Origin of the sequence: Cupriavidus basilensis (assembly GCF_000832305.1) — a bacterium.
Classification (GTDB): domain Bacteria; phylum Pseudomonadota; class Gammaproteobacteria; order Burkholderiales; family Burkholderiaceae; genus Cupriavidus; species Cupriavidus basilensis_F.
In genome coordinates, this window is the sequence record NZ_CP010537.1 from 414215 (window position 1) to 431725 (window position 17511).

Genomic DNA, 17511 nt, shown 5'->3' on the forward strand with positions numbered 1-17511 from the left:
GCACAACTACCAGCAGAAGCGATGAAGCAGGCAAAAAAAGCCATTGAGGGCAACCCGCCCAGCGAAGAGGGCAGCGGCAAGACACCGGCAGCGTTGCCGCACGCTCGCAGCTCGCCCCGAGCAACCGGCAGCGCCACGGTGGCCGATGTCGCCAGCATCGCTGGCGTATCTGCCATGACGGTGTCGCGGGTCCTGAACAACCCGGAACGGGTTTCGCCTCGCACGCTCGCAGTGGTGAAAGGTGCCATCGAGCGCACTGGCTATGTGCCGAACCTGCTCGCAGGGGGACTGGCTTCACGCCGTAGCCGGCTCGTTGCGGTAGTGGTGCCGACCATCGCGAATTCCATGTTCGCCCAAGTCACGCAGGCGCTCACGGACGAACTCGGCAAGTCCGGATACCAGGTGATGCTCGGCCTTTCCGGATACGACGTGTCGCGCGAGCAGGAATTGCTGGACGCCATCCTGAGCCGCCGTCCCGATGGCATTGTGCTGACCGGCACGGTGCATACCGACACCACGCGCACCCGACTGCTCAAATCCGGCATCCCGCTGGTCGAGACCTGGGATATGAGTCCCTCGCCAATGGACATGCTGGTTGGATTTTCCCACGAGCAGGTCGGGGAGGCCGTGGCGGAGTATCTGTTGGGCAAGGGGTATCGGCGATTCGGACTCGTGTTCGCCAATGACCAGCGTGGCGACGTTCGCCGCAGCGGCTTGCTTGCGGCGTTGGCCAGGCACGGCATCAGCGACGTGCCCCTCGAGTCGGTGCCGGTCCCAACCACCATGGGCTTGGGCAAGCGGCATTTTGCCAAGCTGCTGGAACGTGCCCCTGGGCTGGACGTCGTGGTCTGCAGCTCCGATCCCTTGGCGCAGGGGGTCGTCGTGGAGGCGCAAGAGCGGGGCATTGCTGTTCCGGATCAACTCGCGGTGATGGGGTTCGGTGACTACGATTTCGCCGCCGAGTTGTCTCCGACACTCAGTTCCGTCAGCATCGATGGGAAGGCGATCGGCATTCGCGCCGCGCGTTTCCTGGTCGCCAGGATCGAGAAGACGGAGTCCGCTGGGTCCGAGACCGTTGTCGACGTCGGTTTCAGCATCATCGAAAGAAGAAGCACCTCAAAAAGCAAATCCAAGAGCACGACTTGAGTGCGGTTAGGGATTTCCCCGCGAAGTTAAGCCTTGAATCCGCCGGATGGTAGCGCTAACATACAGCCGTTGTTGATCGGCAGGCGAAACGCCCAAGTGGTTCGCCTCGAAATGTTAGCGCTAACACTTTGCGTGTCTGGTTGATGAAGAGCGCGTTGGCAACGAGTAGAAGGGCTCGCCCTGTTACGCATGAGGCAGCCCAGTCCATCAGGCAGGAGACACCCATGACCATGATTTGCCCGGCGCAGGCGCGCCGTTGCGTTCCCTTGATTTGCGTGGCGCTCGCCGCTGCCACGCTGGCGTTGCCGGCGGCAGCGCAGCAGCCATATCCCGCCAAGCCAGTGAACATCGTTGTGCCGTTCCCCGCGGGGGGCAGCTCCGACGCAATGGGCCGGATCCTGGCCGCAGAACTGCAGGCCCAGCTCGGACAGTCGTTCGTCGTGGAGAACAAGGGCGGCGCTAATGGCGGGATTGGCTCCGTGGCGGTGGCGCGCGCGGTGCCAGACGGCTACACCCTGTTGATCTCTGGCGTGGGTTCGAATGCGATCAACTACGGCCTCTACAACAAGCTGCCGTACGCGGACAAGGATTTTGCCCACATTTCCTTGCTGGCGACCGGGCCGAATGTGCTGGTGGTGAACCCTGAGTTTCCGGCCAGGACCATTCAGGAATTCCTCAAGCTCGTCAAGGCCGCGCCTGGAAAGTACCAGGCTGCCAATTCCGGCAACGGGTCTTCGAACCACCTGGGCATGCAGATGCTCGAGTCCGCCGCAGGATTCAAGATCACGCCCGTGCCCTACAAGGGCGGCGCCGCTGCCATCAGCGACACGCTCGCCGGGCATGTGCCCATCCTCACGCTGAACCAGGACGTTCTGCTGCCGTACGTCAAGTCAGGCAAGCTGCGGCCGATTGCCGTATTCAGCGCCGAGCGGAACCCCTCGTATCCGAACGTGCCGACCATCGCCGAGTCCGGCTTCCCCGGTTTCTCGGCGGTCTCCTGGTTCGGCCTGGCAGCCCCCGCAGGTACACCCAAGGCCATCATCGACAGGCTAGCCGCCGCATCGGAAAAGGCGATGGCCAATCCCAAGGTCAAGGAAAAACTGGAGGCCGCAGGTTTCGTCGTGGTCGGCAGTTCACCCGCCAAGGCGAACGAGTTCGTCAAGGCGGAAATAGAGAAATGGGGCAAGACCGTCAGGGAATCCGGTGCAATGGTCGAGTAGGGCCGGCACCAGGCGTCACCATGCATCACCAGGCGGCCCCGGTGGGCCGTATCTCAAGGAATCAGGAGCACAAGCATGACCACGCAGCACCAGCCGAAGACCGGCGCAAACGACAACATCGCATCGATCCGGCTTTCGTCGGTGTACCTGCCGCTCGCGACGCCCATCAGCGACGCCAAGGTGCTGACCGGCAGACAGAAGCCGATGACCGAGATCGCGATACTCTTTGCCGAGATCGAGACGGAAGGTGGCGACAAGGGGCTCGGATTCAGCTACGCCAAGCGGGCCGGGGGACCCGGGCAATTCGCACATGCCAGGGAGATCGCTCCGGCGCTGATCGGCGAGGATGCCAACGACATCGCGCGGCTGTGGAACAAGCTGATCTGGGCGGGTGCATCCGTTGGGCGCAGCGGCTTGGCCACGCAAGCCATTGGCGCATTCGACGTTGCGCTGTGGGACCTCAAGGCCAGGCGCGCCAACTTGCCGCTGGCGAAGCTCCTCGGTGCGCACCGCGACTCGGTGAAGTGCTACAACACCTCGGGCGGCTTTCTTCATACGCCGCTCGACCAGCTCCTGATGAACGCGAGCAAATCGGTGGAGAAGGGCATCGGCGGCATCAAGCTGAAGGTGGGGCAGCCCGACTGCGCCGCCGACATCCAGCGGGTCGAGACAGTGCGCAAACACCTGGGTGATGGCTTTGCGCTGATGGTCGATGCCAACCAGCAGTGGGACCGGCCGACCGCGCAGCGCATGTGCCGCATCCTGGAGCAGTTCAACCTGATCTGGATCGAAGAGCCGCTGGACGCCTACGACTCCGAAGGCCATGCCGCATTGGCCGCCCAGTTCGACACGCCGATCGCCACCGGCGAGATGCTGACTAGCGTGGCAGAGCACTGGGACCTGATTCGCCATCGCGCAGCCGATTACCTGATGCCCGATGGCCCGCGCGTGGGCGGCATCACGCCCTTCCTGACGGTGGCAACGCTGGCCGATCACGCGGGACTGATGATTGCCCCTCACTTTGCCATGGAGTTGCATGTCCACCTCGCGGCAGCGTACCCGCGCGAGCCGTGGGTTGAGCACTTTGAATGGCTGGAGCCATTGTTCAATGAACGCCTCGAAATCAAGGACGGCCGCATGCTGGTGCCGACGCGGCCGGGGATCGGTGTGAGCCTGAGCGGTCAAGTGGCCGGGTGGACCCGGGAGCAGGCGGAGTTCGGCGCCAAGCGGTAACCGGCAAGCGTGCCGGGCCGGTGCAATGATAAAGATGCGATATAGACGGAGACATGATGCGAAACAGGATCACGACGCTACGCTGCGTGGCGGCGCTTCTGATGGCTTGTGCCGGTGGCGCCGCCACCGCGCAAGCCAAGTTCCCGACCGCACCCATTCGCATGCTGGTGGGCACGCCGGCGGGCGGGACCACTGACGTGATCGCCCGGTTGATCGCTGCCAGGATGAGTCAGTCGCTGAGCCAGAGTGTGGTGGTCGAGAACCGCACCGGTGCCAGTGGCCTGATCGCGGCGGAGAGCGTGGCGAAGGCCTCGGCGGATGGCTACACCGTGTTGATGGCTTCGTCGCAATTGGCGACCTATCGCGCGCTGTATGCGGCCACCAGGCTGGAACCGGAAAAGGACCTCGAGCCTCTTGGGATTGTGGCCACTTCCCCGTATGTGATGGTCGTGCATCCGTCGCTGCCGGTGAAAACGCTCCCTGAACTGATTGCGTACGCCAAGGCAAATCCCGGAAAGATCTCCTACGCGGGATCCAGCCCTGGCACCGCCCAGCATCTCGGTTGGGAACTGATCAAGACCAAAGCCGGCGTCGACATGCAGTACGTGCCTTACAAGGGCACTGGCGCCCTGATGCCCGACCTGCTTGCCGGCCGGCTGCAGGCTGGCATCGACAATGTCGCCATCCTGACGCCATACATCAAGAGCGGGCAGTTGCGAGGAGTCGCTGTGACGAGTCCGGCCCGCACGCCGTTGCTGCCGGACTTGCCTACCGTCGCAGCCTCCGGCGTGCCTGATTTCCAGGCCATGGGCTGGTTCGGCGTGTTCGCCACCGGCAAGGCGCCGCCGCAAGCGCTGGCGGCGTTGAGGAGCGCAGTGCGATCCGCGATGGCGGCGCCGGAGGTGAGGGAGAAACTGGTGGGCATGGGAGCGGAGCCCCAGAGTGGTGACCCAGCCGAATTGCGCGGCTTGCTCAAACGCGAGTCCACCGTCTGGTCCAAGGTGATCAAGGACAACCACATCTCGGCGCCATAGCCGGGCCAGCACGCACCGGGCCGTGCGCATTGTGGCTTTGCGCCCTCGCACCTGCCAGGTATTAACAATTGATTACAACCGAGGGAGGCCCGTCGCACTATGCTCCCCGAGCCCCAAAACATTGCGGCCGCCAGTACGGCGGCATGCCGTGCAACATGAAACGCAGGAAAAAGCGCATGAACAAGATCTACTCGTTTGCCTTGATGGCGATTGCCATGCTGGCAGCGACCTCGGGAGCCGCCCAGGCGCAGCATGTTGTCGGGGGGATGGGCGAGGAAGTCAGGCTCGGCGCTTTCAGTGGCCGCGCCGACACTTACCTGGGCGGCCGCAGCCTGCCCGACAGCCATGGGCGCAAGGCAGCAGGCCGGGACAGGAACCGCACACGAGCCATCGACCGGCAAGCAGTGCGCGCCAGTGGCGCGCGCGGAAGGACGCCTTCGCTTCCCGGCAGAAATTTGCCATAGGGCTCAGAGACACCCTCTTTCCGCCGTTCTGGCGCCCGAGTGCATACCCCTGGTGGGCGAGTCGGGAATGACTTCGCAAGCATTCCGCCAGGCGCGCCAGGGTACTGTCGCTTCAACGATGCAAAGTGCCGTCTGTCACCGATCCCGGAAGTGACGTTGACTGAATTTCATGGGCCAGGACGCTCCATTCCGACGCGTTCCTTCCGGGCTGGGATACGCCCCTTAATTAATTGACCGCCCGGTCGGTTTATTTTAGGATGTGCCGGCGCCATAAAGAAAAATGACTCCGGAGACATCATGACCCTGCGCCCCCGCCTTGCCCGCATTGCATCGACTGCCGTCATCCTCGCCCTCGGCGGCATCGCGGATATTCCCATTGGTCTTGCGACGGCGCATGCGGCCTCGTCCCATGCCGCGCAGCAGGTCGTGATCAAGCGGGACGAGTATGGCGTGCCGCATATCTACGCGGATACCGCCTACAAGCTTTTCTATGGCTATGCCTACGCCGTCGCGCAAGACCGGCTGTTCCAGATGGAGATGGCAAAGCGCAGCACGCAAGGAACGGTGGCCGAGGTGCTGGGCGATAAGTTCGTCAAGTTCGACCTGGCCACGCGCGGCAACTACTGGCCTGCGGCGATCGAGCAACAAATCGCGGCCTTGCCGAAGAGGGAGCGCGACATCCTCGATGGCTATGCCGCCGGGATGAATGCGTGGATCGCGCAGGTTCGTGCGCGGCCTGACACCTTGATGCCAAAGCAGTTCAACGATGCGGGCTTCAAGCCGTCAGACTGGAGCGCATTCGACGTGGCGATGGTGTTCGTCGGCACCATGGCGAACCGCTTCTCCGACAGCACCAGCGAGGTGGACAACCTGGCGTTGCTTACCGCCCTGAAAGACCGGTATGGTGAAGCGCGTGGCATGGACCTGTTCACGCAGTTGAAGTGGCTCGTCAATCCAAAGGCGGTCACCACCATCGCGGCCGGCGAGCGTACTTACCCGATACGGCTCGGCGCCCCGGCAGGCACCGGCGAACTTGCCTACGCATTGCCACGCTACGACGGACCGCCGCCGATGGCGCAGCGGCCCGCGCGCGGCGATGACGGCATGCTGCTCGCGCTCGACACGCAGGCCAACCGCGACACCGTGTTCGCCCAGTATGCGCAGAGCGGCGCCAACGGCCCCGCCGGCTTCCCGACCACCAGCAATATGTGGGTGATCGGCAAGCAGCGTGCGCGCGGCGCCAAGGCGATCATGCTCAACGGGCCACAGTTTGGCTGGTTCAACCCGGGTTACACCTACGGTATCGGCCTGCATGGCGCGGGCTTCGATATCGTCGGCAATACGCCGTTTGCCTACCCTTGCATCCTGTTTGGCCACAACGGCAAGATCTCATGGGGATCGACGGCCGGCTTTGGCGACGACATCGACATGTTCGCCGAGCGCGTCGACCCCGCTCGGCCTGACTTCTACTGGCACAACGGCAAGTGGGTGCAGATGCAAAAGCGCGCCGAGATCATCCACGTCAAGGATGGCGCGCCTGTGACACTCACCGTCTACCGCACCGTGCACGGCATCGTCATGCAGCGGGACGACGCCACGCACACTGCCTATGCCAAGGCACGCGCCTGGAGCGGAAAGGAAGTGCAGTCGCTCCTGGCGTGGACCCATCAGGCGCAGGCGCATGACTGGAAGAGCTGGACCGCGCAGGCCGCACGACAGGCCCTGACCATCAATTGGTACTACGCGGACCGCCAGGGCAATATCGGATACGCACACACCGGCGCCTATCCACATCGTCGCACGGGCCACGATCCGCGCCTGCCCGTGCCCGGCACCGGGGAATGGGACTGGCGCGGCGTGCTGCCGTTCTCAACCAACCCGCAGGTCTACAACCCGCGCTCCGGCTATATCGCCAACTGGAACAACTCGCCTGAGCAGGGCTACCCGGCCTCTGATCTGTTTGCCTTCCTGTGGGGCGCGGCGGACCGCAATGTCGAAATCCAGCATCGCATCGAGGCGCACGCGACGCTCGACAGCGACGATGCCTGGCAGATCCTGAAGGACACCAGCCGCTCGGACCTGAACGTGCGGCACTTCCTGCCGTTCATCCGCGATGCCGCGGCGGCGCTGCCCGCCGACGATCCGCGCCGCCGCCTCGCCGATACGCTGGCGGGCTGGAACGGCATCAACGACGACCCGCGCGACACTGGAAAGTACGCCCAGCCCGGCTCGGCCATCATGAACGCCTGGCTCACGTCGATGCTGGCAAGGACCGTCGTCAAGGCGGTTCCCGCACCGTTCGACAAGTGGTACATGGCCAGCGGCTACGAGACGACGCAGGATGGACCCACCGGCTCGCTGAACCTCAGCACGGGCAGCAAGGTTCTTTACGAGGCGTTGCTCGGATCTCGCTCGGCCATTCCCCAGCGCGTGGACCTGTTTGGCGGCGCCGCGCCGGACGATGTCATTCGCGCCGCACTGGGCGACACCTGGACATCGCTGTCGGCCAGGTACGGGGACGATATCGCCCGCTGGCAACCGCCAGCCGTGATGCTCACCTTCCGCGCGAACAACTTCTTCGGCATTCCGCAGGCGGATGCGGCCGAAGCCATTCGCGTGCCGGAGTACCAGAACCGCGGGACGGAGAATGACCTGATCGTGTTCGGCAGTGCCGCCGCTGCCGGCAAGACGCAGGCATGGGATGTGGTGGCGCCGGGGCAGAGCGGGTTCGTCGCGCCGGATGGCACGCGCTCACCGCACTACAGCGACCAGCTCCCCCTCTATACGAGCTTTGGCCGCAAGCCGTTGCGTCTGGAGGCGGGCGAGGTCGCACGCCACACGCGCAGCGAGGAAAGGGTCGCGGTCGCACCGCGATAGTTCGTGGCTGGCGGCCTCAGGCCGCCGGCCGGCCAGCGCTTTCGCCAGAAGCTGTCTGGCCGAAAAAAAAGCCCGCTTAAGCGCGGGCCAAGGTCGATAAAGCGTTTTGCGCTGGGCGAGCAACCCAAGAAGAGCGGCTCAGAACCGATGCCGCATGCCCACGATCGCACCCACCTGGCTCTGCCCGGCGCCGACTTGCTCCGTGGTATTCACCAGCGTTGTCGCATTGGCATTCAGCGACGGCCCGAACCCGGACAATCCCATCGCAGACCCATCGCGGTTCTTCGCGTAAGCGAGGATCGTGTAGAGATCGGTACGCTTGGACAGTGCGTAGGTGCCGGATAAGACAAAGCTCAGCGGATCGGCCGACGAGTTGCGCACGTCGGTGTAGTACGCAGCGCCGGTCAGCGAAATGGCTGGTGTGGCCTGGTACTGCACGCCGGCCCAGTAGAGATTGGTGCGCAGGGAACTGGTGGTGAAGTCGCCACGGTAGTAGCGGTAGCCCGCCAGCACCTTGACCGACGAGAAGGCATAGGCCGCGGCCACGGCGGCGCGGCGCTCGCGGTTATCCTGCAGCGTGACCGTGCTGCCGCGGACTTCGTCGTAGGCCACGCGCGTGGACAGGGGGCCGTTGGCGTAGCCCAAGCTGGCGCTCCATTCCCGTCCCGCCTTGGATGCGCCGGCGATTTCGCCGCCGGCGGTGCTGTCGTAGCCGGTGCTGTAGAACAGGCCGTAGTAGACGCCGCCAGTGGTGCCGGTGAACTTGATGGCGTTGTCTGCGCGGCCGGACATCCACTTGTCGTGCATCAGCAGGGAGTAGCGGGTCGAGATGACCATCGGGTCGAACGCCGACGAGAGATCGTACATCAGCGTCTGTTGGCGGCCGAGGGTCAGGGTGCCGTACCGGGCCTGCAGGCCGGCGAAGGCCTGGCGGCCGAACAGGCGGCCGCCCTGGTTGACCTTGCCGGTGTCGAGGTCGAAGCCGTTCTCCAGTACGAATACGCCCTTGAGGCCGTTGCCCAGGTCTTGCGTGCCACGCAGGCCGAAGCGCGAGGTGGAGAGGTTGCCGGCGGACATGCGCACCGTGGAGTTGCTGCCGCCGGTGGCGTTGGGCACGTGGCTCAGGTATTCGATGCCGGCATCGACCACGCCGTAAAGCGTGATACTGCCTTGCGCCATTGCGGCGCCCGGGATGAGCGGCAACAGCGCCAGCCATGCACGAGATTTCATTGCGTTGATTTCCTTATGATTTGCGACGCCCCTTGGGCTCGGGCATCGCAGCGGCGTCAATGTAGCCTCATAAGGACAATGCAAAAAAGGGAGTTCCCGGAACAGACTGTTCCTGCCGGCGAACAGTCCGTCCTGGCTCCCTTGGCCCGCTTTTCCCACGTACTGCTTACCGCGTACCTCTTACCGCTTGCGCTGCAAGAACGCGTTCATGTACCGCTGCGGCTCCCCGGTCTCGAAGGCACTGCCAAACTCCGCCACGCTGTTGTTGATGGACACATCCAGCGGCGCCTCCTCCCACTCGCGCAACAGCCGCTTTTGCTGGCGCACCACGGCGGGGCCGAAGCCGGCCAGCAGCGTGGCGAGGCGTTCGATTTCGGCGTCCAGTTCGGCTAGCGGCACCACCTTGCTCACCAGGCCCCAGGCCAGCGCTTCGCGCGCGTCGGAGATCTCGCCGGTCAGCAGCATCCATGCGGCGCGGGCGTTGCCGATCAGGCGGGGCATCAGCGCGGCGTGGATGACCGACGGAATGCCGACCTTGACCTCGGGCATGCCGACATGGGTGTTGTCCGCGGCGACGCGGATGTCGCAGGCCAGCGCGAGTTCCAGGCCGCCGCCCAGGCACCAGCCGGGCATGCGCGCGATCACCGGCACGGGGAAGTGGCGCAGCGCGTCGCACAGGCCACGCAGGCCACTGATGAAGCGCTGTGCGCTGTCACGGGTCAGGGCGGCCATCTCCTTGATGTCGGCGCCGCCGATAAAGCCTTTCTCTCCGGCGCCTTGCACGATCAGCACGCGGATCTCGTCCCGGGCCGCGAGCTCGGCCACGGCCTGGGTCAGTGCGGCGATGACCGGCGTGCTCAGGATATTGAGCGAGCCGGCCTCGCGGATGGTGAGGGTGGCGATGCCGAGCGCATTGATCTCGATGCCGGCGTATGGCTTGTTATCTGCTTGGCTCATGGCGTGGACTCACTGCAGTTTTGTGAAATGGATATCTTCGACGACCTTCTTCCAGTGCGCGTTCTGGCCGCGGATCAGCTCGGCGAATGCCTTGCGCGTCATCGGTGCGGGAATGGCGCCTTGCTTCTCGATGGCGGTGACGACCTCGGGATCGGCCAGCACTTGCCGCACTGCGTCGTTGAGCTTGTCCAGGATAGCCGCCGGCGTGCCGGCGGGCGCGCCCAGGCCGAACCAGGAGGGATTGTTCATGGCCGGCAGGCCGGCCTCGGCATAGGTTGGCACATTGGGCAGTACTTTCAGCCGCTTCCCGGCAGCCACAGCCACCGGGCGCAGGCGGTTGCCCTGGATCAGGCTGGAGGAGGAGGGAATGTTGTCGAACACCACCTGGATCTGGCCCGCCACCGCATCGTTGAGCGCGGGGCCCAGGCCCTTGTAGGGCACGTGGAGCATCCTGGTGCCAGTCTCGTTCATGAACAGCTCGCCATTCATGTGGCTCAGGCCGCCATTGCCCGAAGATCCGAACGAATACTTGCCCGGGTTGGCCTTGAGCAACTTGATGAAGGCGGGCAGGTCGCTGGCCGGGAAGGCGGGGTTGACCACCAGCACGTTGGGCACGTCGGCGAGGTTGCTGATGGGTTCGAAATCGCTGACGGGGTCATAGGCTGTCTTGGCGTACACGTTGGGGTTGACCGCATGCGAGCTCTCCACTTCCATGACCAGCGTGTAGCCGTCCGCAGGCTGCTTGGCCGCATAGGCGCTGCCCACGGCGCCGCCCGCGCCAGGGCGGTTTTCCACTACGACGGGCTGCTTGAGCACGGCGCCGAGCCGGGTGCCGACGATGCGCGCGATGATGTCGGTGGTGCCGCCGGCCGCGTAGGGCACGATCAGCTTGATGGGCTTGTCGGGGTAGGCCGAGGCGTGCGCGCCGCTGGCAAGGCTCAGGCCGGCGAGCAGGGTGGTGGCGATGATGTGTTTGTTCAAGCGATGTCTCCGGACGGGTTTCTTTAGGTGTCGGCGCGCAGGTACTAGCTGCCGTTACGCCTGCCGTGCTCATCGAGCAGCGGCGGTGGCGCCAGTGCTTGCGCGCCGCTGCCGGCCAGCATGGGGTTGCGGATCATCGGCACGCGGCCAAGCACCGGGTGCTCGGCTTGCTGCACCAGTTGCCGGTGCGAGACCTGCGGATGCGCAAACACTTCTTCCATGGAGTGGATCGGGCCCCATGGCACGCCGGCCGCGTCGAAGGCTTGCGTCCAGCTCTGCCGGTCGCGGGTGGGGAACACGTCGGTGAGCAGCTTGCGCAGCGCCGGCAGGTTGGCAATGCGCCCCGCGTTGCTGGCGTAGCGTGGGTCCGTTGCCAGCGCGCCGAGGCAGGCCACTTCGCACAAGCGCGCGAATTGCGCGTCGTTGCCGATGGCGAGGATCAGGTGGCCATCCGCGCAGCGGAATACCTCGTATGGCGCGCAGTTGGGATGCGCATTGCCACTGCGTTGCGGCGCCTTGCCGGACACCAGGTAGTTGGAGGCCTGGTTGGCATTGAGCGCGACTGCCACGTCGAGCAGGGCGATATCCAGGTACTCGCCTTCGCCGGTGGCGTGACGGCGCAGCAAGGCTGCCAGCACCGCCGAGGTGGCATACATGCCGGTGGTCAGGTCCACCACCGCCACGCCCGTGCGCAGCGGGCCGGCGCCAGGCTCGCCGTCGGGGTGCCCGGTGTAGCTCATCAGCCCGCCCATGCCCTGGAACACATAGTCGTAACCGGGCTTGTCGGCCATCGGGCCGCTCTGGCCGAAACCGGTGATCGACAGGTAGACCAGCCGCGGGTTGAGCGCCTTGAGCGACTCATAGTCCAGGCCGTAGCGGCGCAGCGTCCCAACTTTGTAGTTCTCCACCAGCACGTCGGCCTGCAGCGCAAGTTTCCGGATCCGCGCGGCGCCTTCCGGGGTGGCGTAGTCGATGGCCACGGATTGCTTGCCGCGGTTGCAGCAGATGAAGTAGGCGGAGAGGCCTGTTTCGCCATCGCCGTCAGCGCTGCCTTCGGGCGGGTGCAGGTAGGGCGGGCCCCAGCCGCGCGTATCGTCGCCGAGGCCGGGGCGTTCTACCTTGGTGACTTCGGCGCCCAGGTCGGCCAGGTTCTGCGTGCACCATGGGCCGGCCAATATCCGGGACAAATCCAGCACCTTGATGCCGGCCAGGGCCTGATGAAGCATGGGGTCTCCGCAAGACAATTCGTTATGGTGCGGGCGAGTGTATCGGCGGCCCCCGGCGCGAGCCAGTTCATAGTTTTCAAGGAAGCGTTCATCGAATTCGAACGGCCCGGTGAAGGCATGGTGAGGGCCGGGCTGGCCTGATGTGAGTTCGGGAGCGCTCGGCTGCAAACGGTGGCGCATTCCCCTCCTGGCGGCGTGCGGTACGCGCTACACTTGCGCTACCGCGCCCGCCATCGAGAAGTCAATCGGGCAGAAGCATCCGGATCACGGCGCGGCCAGTTTCCTGCTTCACCTACCCCCAGCGAGGAGATGCATCATGTCGACACCGTCCAATCCGTTCACCGATTTCAGCAAGTTGCTCGAGCAGTACAAGCTCCCCGGGGTCGATATGACTTCGGTAATCGAAGCGCGGCGCAAGGATATCGAAGCCATCACGGAGGCCAACAAGGTGGCCTACGAAGGCATGCAGGCACTGGTGCAAAAGCAAACGGAGATCCTGAGCAAGACCATGCAGGAGATCCAGTCGGCGGCGCAACAGATGACCACCGGCGGCAACCCGGCCGAGGCCATGGCCAAGCAGGGCGAGTTCGTTCAGCAGGGCCTGCAGAAGGCGTTCAACAATATGCGTGAACTGGCGGAGATGGCGCAGAAATCGCAGGCCGAGGCGCTGGCCGTGATTACCAGGCGCGCGGAGCAGAATATCGAAGAGGCGAAAAACCTGATGAAGCCGAAGGGCAAGTAAGCGCGAGCCATCTCAAAGAGATTCAGGCGTCGTTGCGCGGCCTTGGCCGATCCACTTGTACGGTCTGCGGCCGCGCGCCTGGCCAGAACCGCTTCGCATCATTCTGAAACGGCCTCCAAGGCGCCCGGCGTAGCCGAAGGCAATGCGCGAATCTCCCGCGCAGCACGGGAAGGCCGCGCTGCGCGGGCGTGCTTTACGCCTTGACAGCGCGGCGTGCGCTTTGCTGGACTGCGCCAGTCGCGGCCGCGGTCGATGCTTCGATGTTGGACTTCACCGTTTCAGCCGCTTGCTTCGAGGCCTTCTGCACCGATTCGTAGGTGTTGTTGGCGGCGGCAACCGTCTGCTGCAGCAGGGCGGTGAGCGCCTCCGATCCGGCCGGCGCATTCTTCACGAACGTATCGACGAAAGTCTGCACGCTGCGGTTGTGCTGTTCGTATTGCGCCTCCACCGTCTTGGTGAGCTCGGCCTGCGTGGCCGAGGCAATCTCGTACACATGGCGGGCATACGCAAGCGCCTTGTCGGCTGCCGGCTGCGCGAACTTACCCTGTGCGCTGAAGACATCCTTCAGGTCGCCACCGGACAAGGCCGCCTGCACGTTCTCCTGGCTCTCCGCCAGGTTCGACTTCACGGCTTGCAGGTTCAGCTCGGCCAGTTTCTGGAAACCGTCGAAAGCCGTATTCGTCAGCGCGAACAGGTTGGCGAAATGGGCTTTCTGGGCTTCAGCGAACTGGTCGGACGAAAAAACGAACATGCGTGTTCTCCTGTGTATCGCCCGGCAGCCAGGCCGACATGCACGGGATGTGCCGTCGCGGCAAACGGGTCGAATGTGAGATTCGGAAAGGCGGCGGCATCACTGATTTGCGCAGTGCACCATCCAAGGGCAGATTCTAGAGCCCCCTATTTGGATAGCCCCTAGGGAGATACCCGAATAAACGGAGTATGCCGCTTGCTGCTGTGCAGCAAGGTCGACATGGGTATACCCAACCGTGTGGGGGGTGCTTGCGGTAGTACCCTGCCGCCCCCGCCAATCCAGGGACTTTCTTGCCTCTCCGTTGGCAATCGGCAATCGGTAATCGGTAATCGGTAATCGCACGTTTTTTCACGACATGCGGCGGCCGGCATGCGCCTGCCTGTCCTCCTGGCGCGCTCCATATGGAATCCCGATGACGATCCGGGGCGGGCGCGACGACCGAGTCCTCCACTTCCGGATGATCGTCTTCCGGCTCCCGCCATCAAGGCAACGTCAGCTGCCCGAGCTTATGCCGCCGGCTTTTCGAATGCGCGCAGCGGCTTGAGGAATTCCAGCGTGCGCTCGCGCTTGAGCAGCGTCGGCAATGCCTGCTCATACGCCTGCCGATAGGGCCGGCTCAAGTGATGCGTCTGGAAATACGCGGGGCTGCAAGCCCAGGTCTCGTAGAGCACCAGCGTATCGGGGTCTTCGACCGAGCGATGCAGGTAGGTGTTGACGAAATCCGGCTCCTTGGCCATTTGCTCCAGCACTTGCAGCAAGCTGGATTCGAGTTCGTCGCGATGCTCCGGCTTACCCGGCAGGTGGACGATAAAGGCGATGCTTTCGCTCATGGTGTTCAGTGCTCCTTGCTGATGTCAGGTCAGATAAGTCAGATAAGTCAGTCAAGCCAGTAAAGTCGGTTGAGCCCGCTCGAGCCTCACAACTGGCTCATGCCGCCGTCGACGATGATCTCCGTGCCGACGATGAACGCCGACTCGGTGGCCGAGAGATGCAGCACCGTTGCCGCGATTTCTTTCGCCTCGCCAAAGCGGCCGAGCGGAATCTGGCTCTTGATCTGGGCGGCGGTGTTGGCGAGGGCGTCGGCGTCCAGGCCGAGCTTGCCGTAGAGCGGCGTGGTCACCGGGCCCGGGCTGAGCACATTGACGCGTACGCCGCGCGGCAGCAGTTCGGCCGAGAGTGTCTTGGCCAGCGAGATGAGGCCGGCCTTGCTGGCCGCATAGACGGCGGATGACGGCATGCCGATGTGCGCATTGATGGACCCGTTGAGCACGATCGATGCGCCTGGATTGAACAGCGGCACCAGCGCCTGGATCTGGAAGAAGGGACCCTTCACATTGGTATCGAAGGTCTGGTCCCACATCGATTCTTCGACATCCGGCAGCGGTGCGAACCTGGCGATGCCCGCGTTGATGAACACGGCGTCGAGCTTGATGCCTTCATCGGCGAGGCGTTTTGCCAGCGCGCGGGCTGCGGCCACGGTGCCGGCGTCATTCTGGATGGCCAGCGCGTTGGCGCCCAGCGTGGGCTTGGCTGCCTCCAGCGTCGCGGTATCCCGGCCCGTCACGATGACGCGCGCGCCCTCGGCAGCAAATGCCTGCGCGGTAGTCAGGCCCATGCCACTGTTGCCGCCAGTGACCAGTACGGTTTTGCCTTCGAAGCGATTCATGGTGTTCTCCTGAGAACGTGTTGTGGTGGTGTGAATGGAGTATGGACAGCGCAGGGCAATAAGCCGTACGAAAGAGTTGGCAATCTTGTTCGACAAGATTGGACATCTTCAGCGGCCCGTCAAAAAAGCGCTTCCAGCCACACGTGGACTCGGGAGAATGGAAAAAGGGCGCTGCCAGGCAGCGCCCCCCCGTGTTTTGCTGTGCCGGCAGCCGTGCCGGCTGCGCTACGCCTGCGCCTCGCGCTGCCGCGCCACTTCCTGGTTGCGCAGGATAAAGCGCTGGACCTTGCCGCTCGGTGTCTTCGGCAACTCGGGCACGAACTCGATTTCGCGGGGATAGGCGTGGGCCGCGAGGCGATTGCGCACGTGCAGGCGCAGTTCTTCGGCCAGCTCCGGGCTCGCCTTGTATTCCGAGCCGAGAACGACAAAAGCCTTGATCAGTTCGGTGCGTTCCGGATCGGGCTTGCCGATGACCGCGGTCTCGACCACCGCCGGATGCTCGATCAGCGCGCTCTCCACGTCGAACGGGCCGACGCGGTAGCCGGAGGTGGTGATGACATCGTCGGCGCGTCCGATAAAGCTGATGCTGCCATCGGGGTTCAGCTCCGCGGTGTCGCCGCTCAGGTAGTACTGGCCGACGAAGGCGCCGGTGGGCGTGCCGTGGTAGCCGGCGAACCAGGCCATCGGAGACTTCGACATATCCAGCGCGAGCGTGCCAGGCTGGCCGGCCGGCAACTCGCGTGCGTCGGCGTCCAGCACCACCACGCGATGGCCCGGGCTGGCGAAGCCGGCCGCGCCCAGGTGCACGGGATGGCGCAGCGCGTGGTGATTGCACAGCACCATGCCGAGCTCGGTCTGGCCGTAGTGATCGTGGATGGTGACGCCGAGCTGGTCGGCGAACCAGCGGATCACTTCCGGGTTGAGTGGCTCGCCCGCGCTGCTGACCGCGCGCAGCTTGCCGCGCAGCGGGCCGGCCACGGCCTGCCCCGCCGCGATCAGCAGCCGATAGGCGGTGGGCGAGCCGGCCAGGTTGGTGATGCCGTACTTGTCGATCATCCGGCATGTGCTCTCGATGCTGAATGGGCCGTCATAGAACGTGGTGGGATGGCCCAGGGCCAGAGGCCCGGTCACCGCGTAGTACAAGCCATAGGCCCAGCCAGGATCGGCGAGGTTCCAGAAGGCATCCTCGGGGCGCAGGTCGACCGCGTCGCGCATATAGCCCGCGAACGCAGCCACGGCCTTGAGCGGTACCAGCAGCGGCTTGGCGGGGCCGGTGGTGCCGGAGGTGAACATCATCAGGAACGGATCGTCGCCGGTGCGCATGACCGGATCGAACCGGGCCGGCTGGCGGTCAAGCTCCGCCCAGAAACTGAAGTCTCCACGCGCGATGCCGCGGCCTTTGGCGCCGCCAACGGTGAGTACGTCGGGGCAGTTCTCTACCTCATCGAGCTTGCCGCGATTGGCGCCGTCGGTGACCACGAGCCGGGCGCCGGAGGTTTGCAGCCGATGCTCGATGGCCTTGGGGCCAAAGGCTGTGAACAATGGCTGGTAGACCGCGCCCGCGCGCCAGGTGCCGAGGATGGTGACAAGCAGCTCCGGGGTGCGCGGCAGCAGGCCAGCCACACGGTCGCCGGGGCCGATGCCCTGCGCCGCGAGAAAGCTGGCGAACTGCGCGGAGAGCTTCTGCAACTGGCTGAAGGTATAGGTCTCGCTGGTGCCGTCGCGGCTCTCCCAGAACAGCGCGATGCGCCCTGGCAGTGCATGGCGGTCGCAGCATTCGACGCAGGCGTTGATGGCATCGAGCTTGCCGCTCAGGCACTCCGAGATCGATGCCTCATAGGAAAAGCCGGCGATAGCCTCAGCGTAGTCGCGCATGGTGGTCTCCTGGTTTCTTGTATGAATCGCAGCTGCCCGAATGGACAGGGGGTGCGCGAAATTCTGGGCCACGCCGGCGTGCCCGGCAATGGCCAGAATTTCCAGGCTG

At 64.6% G+C, this 17511-nt stretch carries 15 protein-coding genes; 7 read left to right on the forward strand and 8 right to left on the reverse strand.

Translation table 11 applies throughout. The annotated features are described in order from the left end of the window. The first annotated feature begins 21 nt into the window (after nucleotides 1-21). The 6 genes from RR42_RS22645 (at nucleotide 22) to RR42_RS22670 (ending at nucleotide 7974) form a co-directional block, all read left to right on the forward strand. Nucleotides 22-1146, forward strand: a complete 1125-nt coding sequence (locus tag RR42_RS22645) for a LacI family DNA-binding transcriptional regulator (protein ID WP_082055050.1) — start codon at nucleotides 22-24, stop codon at nucleotides 1144-1146. 224 nt (nucleotides 1147-1370) lie between these two features. Beyond that, nucleotides 1371-2366, forward strand: coding sequence for a Bug family tripartite tricarboxylate transporter substrate binding protein (locus RR42_RS22650; protein ID WP_419188905.1), 996 nt, complete (start codon nucleotides 1371-1373; stop codon nucleotides 2364-2366). Between the two features lie 75 nt (nucleotides 2367-2441). Beyond that, on the forward strand, nucleotides 2442-3599 hold the full coding sequence (locus tag RR42_RS22655) for an L-talarate/galactarate dehydratase (RefSeq protein WP_043353202.1): 1158 nt from the start codon (nucleotides 2442-2444) through the stop codon (nucleotides 3597-3599). A 53-nt stretch (nucleotides 3600-3652) separates the two neighbouring features. Beyond that, entirely contained in the window at nucleotides 3653-4633 is a 981-nt protein-coding gene (locus RR42_RS22660; RefSeq protein WP_052494868.1) for a Bug family tripartite tricarboxylate transporter substrate binding protein, read from the forward strand. 176 nt (nucleotides 4634-4809) lie between these two features. Continuing rightward, nucleotides 4810-5097: a hypothetical protein gene (locus RR42_RS22665; RefSeq protein WP_043353204.1), complete on the forward strand. Its 288-nt coding sequence runs from the start codon at nucleotides 4810-4812 to the stop codon at nucleotides 5095-5097. A gap of 297 nt (nucleotides 5098-5394) precedes the next feature. Continuing rightward, on the forward strand, nucleotides 5395-7974 hold the full coding sequence (locus tag RR42_RS22670; RefSeq protein ID WP_082055051.1) for a penicillin acylase family protein: 2580 nt from the start codon (nucleotides 5395-5397) through the stop codon (nucleotides 7972-7974). A 138-nt stretch (nucleotides 7975-8112) separates the two neighbouring features. On the opposite strand, the gene RR42_RS22675 is transcribed toward RR42_RS22670, so the two are convergent. The 4 genes from RR42_RS22675 to RR42_RS22690 form a co-directional block, all read right to left on the reverse strand. Beyond that, nucleotides 8113-9204 carry a porin gene (locus tag RR42_RS22675; RefSeq protein WP_043353205.1) on the reverse strand — a complete coding sequence of 364 codons (1092 nt, stop codon included), beginning with the start codon at nucleotides 9202-9204 and terminating at the stop codon, nucleotides 8113-8115. A 180-nt stretch (nucleotides 9205-9384) separates the two neighbouring features. After that, a complete protein-coding gene (locus tag RR42_RS22680) occupies nucleotides 9385-10161 on the reverse strand; it encodes an enoyl-CoA hydratase (protein WP_043353207.1) in 777 nt (258 codons plus the stop codon). Nucleotides 10162-10170: 9 nt separating this feature from the next. After that, complete coding sequence (locus RR42_RS22685; RefSeq protein WP_043353209.1) at nucleotides 10171-11142, reverse strand: Bug family tripartite tricarboxylate transporter substrate binding protein; 972 nt, start codon at nucleotides 11140-11142, stop codon at nucleotides 10171-10173. A 44-nt stretch (nucleotides 11143-11186) separates the two neighbouring features. Then, nucleotides 11187-12368 (reverse strand): CaiB/BaiF CoA transferase family protein, encoded by a 1182-nt coding sequence (locus RR42_RS22690; RefSeq protein ID WP_043353211.1) that lies wholly within the window; start codon nucleotides 12366-12368, stop codon nucleotides 11187-11189. A 316-nt stretch (nucleotides 12369-12684) separates the two neighbouring features. Between RR42_RS22690 and RR42_RS22695 the strand changes: the two genes are divergently transcribed. After that, entirely contained in the window at nucleotides 12685-13110 is a 426-nt protein-coding gene (locus RR42_RS22695) for a phasin family protein (RefSeq protein ID WP_043353214.1), read from the forward strand. 193 nt (nucleotides 13111-13303) lie between these two features. Here the strand turns inward: RR42_RS22695 and phaP are convergent, their stop codons facing one another. The 4 genes from phaP to RR42_RS22715 all read right to left on the reverse strand — a co-directional run bounded on the left by phaP (nucleotide 13304) and on the right by RR42_RS22715 (nucleotide 17402). Further along, a complete protein-coding gene (phaP, locus tag RR42_RS22700) occupies nucleotides 13304-13861 on the reverse strand; it encodes a TIGR01841 family phasin (protein ID WP_043353216.1) in 558 nt (185 codons plus the stop codon). A 506-nt stretch (nucleotides 13862-14367) separates the two neighbouring features. Further along, on the reverse strand, nucleotides 14368-14691 hold the full coding sequence (locus RR42_RS22705) for a putative quinol monooxygenase (protein ID WP_043353218.1): 324 nt from the start codon (nucleotides 14689-14691) through the stop codon (nucleotides 14368-14370). An 86-nt stretch (nucleotides 14692-14777) separates the two neighbouring features. Beyond that, entirely contained in the window at nucleotides 14778-15527 is a 750-nt protein-coding gene (locus RR42_RS22710; RefSeq protein ID WP_043353220.1) for an SDR family oxidoreductase, read from the reverse strand. 225 nt (nucleotides 15528-15752) lie between these two features. Next, nucleotides 15753-17402 (reverse strand): acyl-CoA synthetase, encoded by a 1650-nt coding sequence (locus RR42_RS22715; protein ID WP_043353221.1) that lies wholly within the window; start codon nucleotides 17400-17402, stop codon nucleotides 15753-15755. Nucleotides 17403-17511 lie beyond the last annotated feature (109 nt).